The sequence below is a fragment of the Mycobacterium sp. genome (assembly GCF_036488105.1).
Lineage (GTDB): Bacteria > Actinomycetota > Actinomycetes > Mycobacteriales > Mycobacteriaceae > Mycobacterium.
In genome coordinates, this window is record NZ_DASXHW010000237.1 from 1 (window position 1) to 4,440 (window position 4,440).

Annotated in this window: 4 protein-coding genes, 1 pseudogene and 1 riboswitch; of the genes and pseudogenes, 2 read left to right on the plus strand and 3 right to left on the minus strand. The window is 65.3% G+C overall.

Annotated elements, in window-relative coordinates; genetic code table 11:
- The 3 genes from VGH54_RS12480 to VGH54_RS12490 form a co-directional block, all read right to left on the minus strand.
- Window positions 1–385, minus strand: a 385-nt coding sequence (locus VGH54_RS12480) for a helix-turn-helix domain-containing protein (RefSeq protein ID WP_331512310.1), incomplete at its 3' end; no start/stop codon positions are given.
- A gap of 290 nt (window positions 386–675) precedes the next feature.
- Window positions 676–1,464, minus strand: a complete 789-nt coding sequence (locus VGH54_RS12485) for an enoyl-CoA hydratase-related protein (protein WP_331512311.1) — start codon at window positions 1,462–1,464, stop codon at window positions 676–678.
- Window positions 1,461–2,609: a thiolase family protein gene (locus VGH54_RS12490; protein WP_331512312.1), complete on the minus strand. Its 1,149-nt coding sequence runs from the start codon at window positions 2,607–2,609 to the stop codon at window positions 1,461–1,463. The genes VGH54_RS12485 and VGH54_RS12490 overlap by 4 nt, the downstream gene beginning before the upstream one ends.
- Window positions 2,610–2,709: 100 nt before the next feature.
- Between VGH54_RS12490 and VGH54_RS12495 the strand changes: the two genes are divergently transcribed.
- The gene (locus tag VGH54_RS12495) at window positions 2,710–3,363 is read left to right on the plus strand and encodes an SDR family oxidoreductase (RefSeq protein WP_331512313.1); all 654 of its coding nucleotides are present in this window, start codon (window positions 2,710–2,712) and stop codon (window positions 3,361–3,363) included.
- A 31-nt stretch (window positions 3,364–3,394) separates the two neighbouring features.
- Window positions 3,395–3,606, plus strand: a riboswitch (cobalamin riboswitch).
- Between the two features lie 134 nt (window positions 3,607–3,740).
- Window positions 3,741–4,440, plus strand: a pseudogene (locus VGH54_RS12500) (5-methyltetrahydropteroyltriglutamate--homocysteine S-methyltransferase); the annotation flags it as partial.

Sequence of the window (4,440 nt, forward strand, 5' to 3'; positions counted from 1 at the left end):
CGATGAAGCGCGCGACATTCCGCCGCTGGGTTTTCTGGTGGTCCGAATAGGCTTGTTTGAGGGATTCATTGTGGTTTGCTGCGGCGGCGAATTCCACGGTGAAGGACGCGGCAAGCAAATTGTTGACGAAGAGCGCATACAGCAGTTCTTTTGCCGCATCCAGCCGTTCAACAACGGATCCTTGCTGCGGTAACAGGTCGGCGGCGGTTGAGAAGATGTCAGCGGCCATCTGGCCGATCGCCGACAAGAGCAGCCGTTCTTTGGTGTCGAAGTGGTGGTGAAGCAGGGGTTGCGAGACACCGGCGCGTAAGGCGATCCGCTTCATCGAGGACTTCTCGTAACCAAACTCGCAGAAGCACGCGAAAGCCGCCGCCAGGATACGCATTCGGGCGTTTGTCGCAGCGGATGGATTCGGTTCGGGCGCAGTCGACGAAGTCTCCGTTGTCCGGTTTCAATGGTTGGGGCTAGAGTAGCTGACTGATCGATCAGTTAGTACCGATATGGCGACAACTCAGAGCTAGCGTTGCCAGTTGACGCACTCGTCCCCTGAGGGGTGGGACGAGCGCCTCGGCATCGGAGTCAGAGCGGTCATCCAAGGCTGTGCCTCGAGCCGAACGGATCGTCGACGGCCGCATGACTAGTCCTGTCGACCACCTGATGCCGCTCGACTCTTGATTAGCGCGCCTGCCAGACCGGCGGACGCTTCTCAGCGAACGCCAGCGGACCCTCCTTGGCATCCTCGGTTCTCAGCAGCGTGCCGAACTCGCGTACGGTGCGCGCCCAGGCGGGCTCCTCGTCCGGGATGACGCCGTCGTCGGCGCCACAGGCGATGCGCTTGCTGGCCTGCACCGACAGCGGCGCGTTGACGGTGATCCGCTTGGCCAGTGCCAGTGCGGCTTCCAAGACGGTGCCGTCCGGGACCACCTCGTTGATCAGACCCCAGTTCGCGGCCTCGGCGGCGCTGATCGGCTCACCAGTGAGCAGCATCTGCATTCCCACCTTGCGGGGCAGCTGCTGTGCGATCCGGAACACGCCGCCGGCGCCGGCGAGCAGGCCCACCTTGACCTCCGGCAGACCGAACTGCGCGCGTTCCTCGGCCACCACCAAGTCGCTGGCCAGCGCCAGCTCGGTGCCACCACCCAGCGCCGTGCCGTTGACCGCGGCGATCGTCGGCTTGTCGATGAAGTGGTGGACGTAACCGGCGAAGCCCCACTCACCGTGGTCGGGGTGATACAGATTTTCGCGGCGCGAAATCGCCTTGAGATCCGCTCCGGCGCAGAAGGATTTGTCACCGGCACCGGTGATCACCACCGCCCGCACATCGGCGTCGTGCTGCGCCTCCTCGAGCGCGTCACCTACGCCGATGCTGACAGCACCGTTGACGCAGTTGCGCGCCTCGGGCCGGTTGATCGTGATGACGAGGACATCACCGCGGCGCTCGGTGAGCACCGCGGCGTGGGTCACAGCAGCTCCACGATGGTGGCGTTGGCCTGGCCGCCGCCCTCACACATGGTCTGCAAACCGTAACGAATTCCCTTGTCTCGCATGTGATACAGCATCGTGGTCATGATCCGGGCACCGGATCCACCGAGCGGGTGACCGAGCGCGATCGCGCCGCCGTTGGGGTTGAGCTTTTTCTCGTCGGCGCCGATATCTTTCAGCCAGGCCAGCGGCACCGGTGCGAAGGCCTCGTTGACTTCGAAGACGCCGATGTCTTCCAACTTCAGGCCGGAGCGCTTCAGCGCCTTCTGGGTGGCCGGGATCGGCGCGGTCAGCATGATCACCGGGTCAGCGCCGGCCAGCGTGGCGGTGTGCACCTTGGCAATCGGGGTCAGCTTCAATTCCTTTGCCTTCTCCGCCGACATGAACAGCAGTGCCGCCGATCCGTCGGAGATCTGGCTGGAGTTCCCGGCGTGGATCACGCCGTCCTCTTTGAATGCGGGCTTGAGCTGCGCCATCTTCTCGATCGGCGTGCCACGACGGATGCCCTCATCCTTGAGGACCACGTTGCCGTCCTGATCCTTGATCGCCACGATCTGGTCGTCGAAGGCACCGGAATCCTGTGCGGCAGCAGCCTTTTCGTGTGAGCCCAGAGAGAATTCGTCGACCGCGGTACGGTCGAAGCCCCATTGCTCGGCGATCATCTCCGCGCCGATGCCCTGGTTGGGAATCTGGCCGTGGTAGCGGTCCAGGAACGCCTGCGAGTAGGGCCGACCGCCGTTGGCCAGCGAGGCGCCCATCGGGGTGCGTGACATCGACTCCACCCCACCGGCGACAACGACGTCGTAATGCCCAGCGACCACGCCGGCGGCAGCGAAGTGAATCGACTGCTGGCTGGATCCGCACTGACGGTCGACGGTGACACCTGGAACGGTCTCCGGCCAGCCGGCCGTCAGCGCCGCGGTCCGGGCGATGTCGAGGGCCTGCTCGCCGGCCTGCATGACACATCCCCAGATCACGTCGTCGACGAGCGCGGGGTCGATGCCCGCCTTCTGGACGAGGCCATTGAGCACCTGCGCGGACAGGTCGGCGGCGTGCACGCCGGACAGGCCGCCGTTCCGTTTGCCGATCGGTGAACGAACTGCCTCGACGATGACGGCTTCAGCCATGACATAGCTCCTTCTGCCTTGAGGTTCTGCCTCGATTGTTGACCAACCCGTTAGTTGGGTCACCGCCGGGGTGCTCAGCGGGCCGGTAGCGTTGGTGGACATGTCGCGCATTGTCATCGTCGGCGGCCACGGCAAGGTCGCTTTGCACCTGGCTCGCATCCTTACCGAGGGTGGCGACGAGGTGACGTCGATCTTCCGCAACCCCGATCACATCGAAGACGTCAGCGCGACGGGTGCGCGTCCCGTCGTCGCCGACATCGAGGACCTGGACACCAACGCGCTGGCCGATCTGCTCGCCGGCCACGACGCGGTGGTGTTCTCCGCCGGCGCGGGTGGCGGCGATCCGGCCCGTACCTACGCCGTCGACCGCGACGCCGCGATCAGGGTGATCGACGCCGCCGGTCAGGCCGGCGTGCGACGCTTCGTCATGGTGTCGTACTTCGGCGCGGGACCCGACCACGGTGTGCCGGAAGACAACTCCTTCTATCCGTATGCCGAGGCGAAAGCGGCGGCCGACGCTCACCTACGCGCCAGCGACCTGGACTGGACCGTGCTCGGGCCGGGCCGTCTCACCCTGGAACCGGCGACCGGCCGGATTTCGGTCGGCGCCGATGCCGCCGAAAAAGCGGAGGTGTCCCGCGAAGACGTCGCACTTGTCGCGGCCGCCGCATTGCACGACGATTCGACGGTCCGCCGAACCATCAACTTCAACAACGGTGACCTGCCCATACCTGAAGCGCTGAGCACCGGGTAATCTCAACTACGCAGTTGGTCTGCCGATTACGTCAACACCTGACGTCGTCGGCATCGAGCGGAGCATGTTAGGTGCGCTTCGTAAGAGGGAACCCGGTGCGAGTCCGGGACTGTCCCGCAGCGGTATGCAGGAACGACCGCCGTCTAGAAGCACTGATCGCCAGATCGGGAAGCGACGGCCAGTAGGAGCACCACCCGGTGCACGCCTGTGAGTCCGAAGACCTGCCGGCTGTGTCGGGCGCGCCGCGCCTGGCGGCTCACCGCCTCGAGGAATGGGCGTCCGGCCGTAATGGTTGCAGTGGCTGTGTGCGCTGCGCCGGATCGGTTTCACGTCCGCTGGCGGTGACCACCCCGTCGATTGAAGGACCACGAACCATTGTGACCGCAAAACCCTTTACCGCCACCGTCACCGGCTCTCCACGCATCGGCCCCAAACGCGAACTCAAGCGCGCGACCGAGGGCTACTGGGCAGGCCGCACCAGCCGCTCCGACCTGGAGAAGGTCGCCGCAACCTTGCGCCACGACACCTGGTCTCAGCTGGCCGCTGCCGGCCTGGACTCGGTGCCGGTGAACACCTTCTCCTACTACGACCAGGTGCTCGACACCGCCGTCCTGCTGGGTGCGCTGCCCGAGCGCGTCCAGTCCGTCTCCGACGACCTCGACCGCTACTTCGCCGCCGCCCGCGGCAACGGTGACATCGCGCCGCTGGAAATGACCAAATGGTTTGACACCAACTACCACTACATCGTCCCGGAGATCGGGCCGAAGACGAAGTTCTCGCTGCACCCCGAGAAGGTGTTGTCGGAGCTCAAAGAAGCTCAGGATCAAGGCATTCCGGCCCGCCCGGTGATCATCGGACCGGTCACGTTCCTGCTGCTGAGCAAGGCGGTCGACGGCGCGGGCGCACCGATCAAGCGCCTCGACGAACTGGTTCCGCTCTACACCGACCTGCTGGGCCAGCTTGCCGACAAGGGCGTGGCCTGGGTCCAGATCGACGAGCCGGTGCTGGTGACCGACATCTCCGCCGACGCGCCCGCGCTCGCCGAGCGGGTCTACAACACCCTGGGAGCGTTGGACA

What these genes read in the sequence shown, in the direction of transcription:
- VGH54_RS12490 (WP_331512312.1), bottom strand. Translation starts at nt 2,609, where the DNA reads ATGGCTGAAGCCGTCATCGTCGAGGCAGTTCGTTCACCGATCGGCAAA.
- VGH54_RS12495 (WP_331512313.1), top strand. Translation starts at nt 2,710, where the DNA reads ATGTCGCGCATTGTCATCGTCGGCGGCCACGGCAAGGTCGCTTTGCAC.